Genomic DNA, 3,821 nt, shown 5'->3' on the forward strand with positions numbered 1-3,821 from the left:
ATGCCGCCCCGCATAATACCGCCCCGCATGATGCTCATTGGCTGATCCGGATCACTGCGGTGCCGGAGGTGTACTCCCCGGTTTTGATGCCGGCGCGGTATACAACAAGTTTTTCAGGCTCGTCCCCTGCGTCCTGAATGTTGGCGGTGTAAGTAGTCACATCCACCCACGTAGCGCCAAAATCGAATGACCGCTGAAGTGTCACTGTCCCGACCCACGTCCCTGAGATAGACAGGTTGAATAGGCCAAAAATATCTACTGCGTCAGTGAATGTATTCTCCGCAGTAATAGATGCTGCGGTGACTTGTGAGTAGTACCTTGCGGGACTTCCAGGCCATCTGCTCATATCAGTAATCTCCTGCTGATGTGTATGCCGTATAATTCATCCGCGCCTGTTGCCAGCCAATGTATTGAGCACATCCACCACTCGCCCGTCTATGATTTCTAGGCGACGTAAAATCGCCTCGTCGCGAAGCTGAGCAGATGCGTTCACTGCGTCCATCTTCTTTTCGACCTCAGTGATTTTCTTGTCGATGTAGGTCTCGATCTCCTGCATCTTGCGCTGGTTTCTCCGGTAGATGTAGGACGCCATAGTGAATAGCCCCGCGCTTAGAATGCCCAGCACCCACCGCAAGACCACGGGTGTCTGCTCAAAAAGCATCCTCCACACATCTGGCGAATGTTCATGGCTCACATACACCCCCACTCAGTCCAGCGTGAACTTTAATGTGACCTTGACGTTATCCCCGTTGTTGGCAATGACATACGGTCCGGAAGGAAACCGCTCGGCCCATGCGATCCTGCCGGAAGTAACCCTGGTCAAGTAGTACCCATACACGCTCTGCGCCGCTTGGTCCGCAGAGGACGTAAATGTCTGTTGGGGATATGTCGCATCCCCCGGCGCGCCTTCCGTAACCACCCAACTGGCGGGCGTCAACGTAAGGGCTGCATACCCAGTAAACGTCGCTTCGGTGTACGTGGCTGTCGTGTCGGACTCAGCCGGCGTAACGTCGTTGACATACAACCGCAGCACGAGATTCTCAGCGGCTGCCTTGGCGACAGCAGCAGCCAGAATATCACCTTCGCCGTTGTTAGGTAGTACGAGTGGCATTCTGTTTCTCCGTCAAGAAGATGTAGTAACCTCTTGAATCACTTCCACATTTACTCGCAGAAGTTCTTCCACAAAACTGTCGGGATATACTATTTCCAAGTCGCCAACGGCTGACAGAAAAGTAAACCCTTCTGTCGCACTAGCCGGAATCGTTACTGTAACGGTATGTGCTGTGTCGTCAAGCACAATGTTGCCCAACGCAGATGACATCTGGTACAGCAGCGCACCACCTATGGCATCTCGCAAGTCCAGTCGAGCGACTGCGCCGGCAAGCGACACGGGTGTGTAGTACACCAGGTTTCCGCCAGCGGTGTAGGCCGAAAACCCGGCAGCATCTACTGAATTGATCGTCACTGTGTTCGGGTCAACCACCGTCACGGGCTTGAAGTCTGAATCACGCAGCGCGTTCGCTACGGCGTTAATCTCTATCATTCCGTCAACATTGGTCACCGCCACATTCCATCCAGTCGCCAGTCCGTGCCCCGTAGCTGTAACGGATACAGGTGCGGATTGCGCAATGGCGTTAATCGGCTTGTACACCAGCGGAAGGCTCTCCGGCCGTACCACATACTTGAAAGTACGGCCCTGCCGAATCGTCCACGTCACTTCTGCGGGTGCTTTTGGCATCACTGTGCCCCTGGCTGGAAGAACCGCGTGCGCTCCTGAATGCCAATATCCCTCACATTCGCCCCCGGCAGGATGCCCACCGTGCTCAACGCGCTCATACGTTGACGTTGCCTCAGCGAGCTGGTCACCCCCTGCATGATGTCCACAGTAGGGTTCGCTTGCTGGAACTCAGCAGCTTTGCGGCCCCACTCGCGCAGCTTCTCGCGGTCCTGTTGCTCGATGGCTTTCACGATATTCTTGCGAATCACAGACAGTTCACGAGAGAGTATACTCGTTCTCTGCCGCTGTGCACGCGATGCCTGCATAAAGTCCGCCTCCTTGCCGGGCTGGATGCCTAGCAGGGCCACCAGCTTGTCAGTGGCTGTCGGCTCCATCGGCAGCGTCACGCCGCTGTTGTCCGTGAATCCTTTGGTGGACAGGCTGTAGGCTTTCACTGGGCCTCTCAGCGCCGTAGGCATCATGGCTTGCACACCCCCCAGCCAGTCACCATCTGCGACCTTCTGCGCGCCGGAAACGATGTTGGACAACATACCCCCGGTTGCACCAGAGATAGACAGCAGCGGGTCACGTAGCTTCTCGTCCAGTGTACGTCGGTCTGCCAGAAACCGACTGAAGGGCAGAAGGTCAGCCTCGCCGACCCGGCTGGACAGATCACCTCCTATGACACGAAGGATTCCACGTGAAACAATCGGCTCAATGTCTGCGCCGAATACGTCGTGCGTGAAATTCCGCAGAGACGCCTTGGTGTCGCACGGCTGATCGCCAAACATCTCGCACAGCATGTCCGACAACCTCGCGGCTACCGTCATGAACGGCAGGCCCATCGTACCTGCCAGCAGTGTAATAGCGGCAACATGTGACTTTAGAAACCGCTGCGCTTCCGCCCGCTGCTCGTCTGTCACACCCTGACTGCGAGAGAACGCATTGTAGGTCTCGGTTATCAGTCGCCCCAATGCCTGAAATGAGTATTGGTGAAATTGCAGCGCGACCGGAGTAAGCCCGCCAAGAACCCCCTTGGCACCTGTAGCACGCCCAATCGCGTAGGCGTTGTAGTTCAGCATGGAGTTATCGATCACGCGCGAGGCATAGGTTGCGATACCTTTCGCCCCGTGCAAATCTCTGGCAGCCAGCGCGACCGTAGTCCGAGCCAGAATCTCAGACATCAGTGTGAAGCTGGTAAGCACCTTCAGCCCAGAGTTCAGCCGAACAGTGCGATCACTCGTAACCTCTCCAGCAGCCAACCGGCCCATTTCCCGTGTTACGGTACCGATGTCCAGCTTGCCGGTACCCATCATCTCGACGAGATAGTTCACGCGCTCCGGTGACAGCCCGGCATTGGCCAGCACTTCTGACGTGATGACCATTTCAGAGGCGCCTACCAGGCCGCCGGTCTTGTAGCCCTCGCGCAGCGCTGCCCGTACTACCTTGATGGCGTCCGGCAATGCAGCCGCCACAGCCGAGGTCGCCTTCTTGGCACCAAAGCGTTTCGCCAATTCGGGCACACCCAGCACACCTACCTGCATGACGTTCATCAGCACGTACGCCGGCGACAGCCCCAGGAAAAATACGTGACTGACGGCACGCAGCATGCTCATCATTGGACTGCGAGGAATGGGATCCGCTGTGTCCAGATCCCGCTGCTTGAACTCGTCGGCAACAACTTGCATCCGCTCAAGCGCGCTTACATCCACCCCGCGCGTTACCTGCGCCGCAGTGATCGCGCCTTCGATCTCCCGGAAGGTTTCCTGCCGGACAGGTGCCACTGCCAACCCGGCAATGTGGTTCGCCGCAATCAGCATCCGGTGCGCATAACTGCGCACCATGTCTGTGCTGTACCCTTGGCGCCCCTTCCGGTGGGCCATCACGCGTGCAGTAGATCGGTCCGGCAAAGAGTCAAGGTAGAGTGACCGCAGGTCCGCGATGAACTTCCGGGTGGCCTCCGGATTGTCTGGGTCTTCTGCCACATTGGCGATGGCGGTCTCCAGCCAGGCGGGACCAACAGCGCGCTGCATGACCTGTGACTTGACTTCCTTGAAGAATCCTTCCGTACCACCTGTTGTGTCCAGCAGCCCAGCGTCACTCA

5 protein-coding genes are annotated in these 3,821 nt (G+C 57.2%); all 5 read right to left on the bottom strand.

What is annotated here, in order from left to right; genetic code table 11:
* Positions 1–34: 34 nt before the first annotated feature.
* Entirely contained in the window at positions 35–346 is a 312-nt protein-coding gene (locus E4680_RS13510; protein WP_135282949.1) for a hypothetical protein, read from the bottom strand.
* A 36-nt stretch (positions 347–382) separates the two neighbouring features.
* Entirely contained in the window at positions 383–694 is a 312-nt protein-coding gene (locus E4680_RS13515; protein ID WP_135282950.1) for a hypothetical protein, read from the bottom strand.
* Positions 695–706: 12 nt separating this feature from the next.
* Positions 707–1,111 carry a hypothetical protein gene (locus E4680_RS13520; RefSeq protein ID WP_135282951.1) on the bottom strand — a complete coding sequence of 135 codons (405 nt, stop codon included), beginning with the start codon at positions 1,109–1,111 and terminating at the stop codon, positions 707–709.
* Between the two features lie 12 nt (positions 1,112–1,123).
* Complete coding sequence (locus E4680_RS13525) at positions 1,124–1,738, bottom strand: hypothetical protein (protein WP_135282952.1); 615 nt, start codon at positions 1,736–1,738, stop codon at positions 1,124–1,126.
* A partial coding sequence (locus tag E4680_RS13530) for a PLxRFG domain-containing protein (RefSeq protein WP_135282953.1) occupies positions 1,738–3,821 on the bottom strand: 2,084 nt, incomplete at its 5' end. The genes E4680_RS13530 and E4680_RS13525, both read right to left, overlap by 1 nt.

It is taken from the genome of Candidatus Macondimonas diazotrophica, from assembly GCF_004684205.1.
GTDB lineage: Bacteria > Pseudomonadota > Gammaproteobacteria > UBA5335 > UBA5335 > Macondimonas > Macondimonas diazotrophica.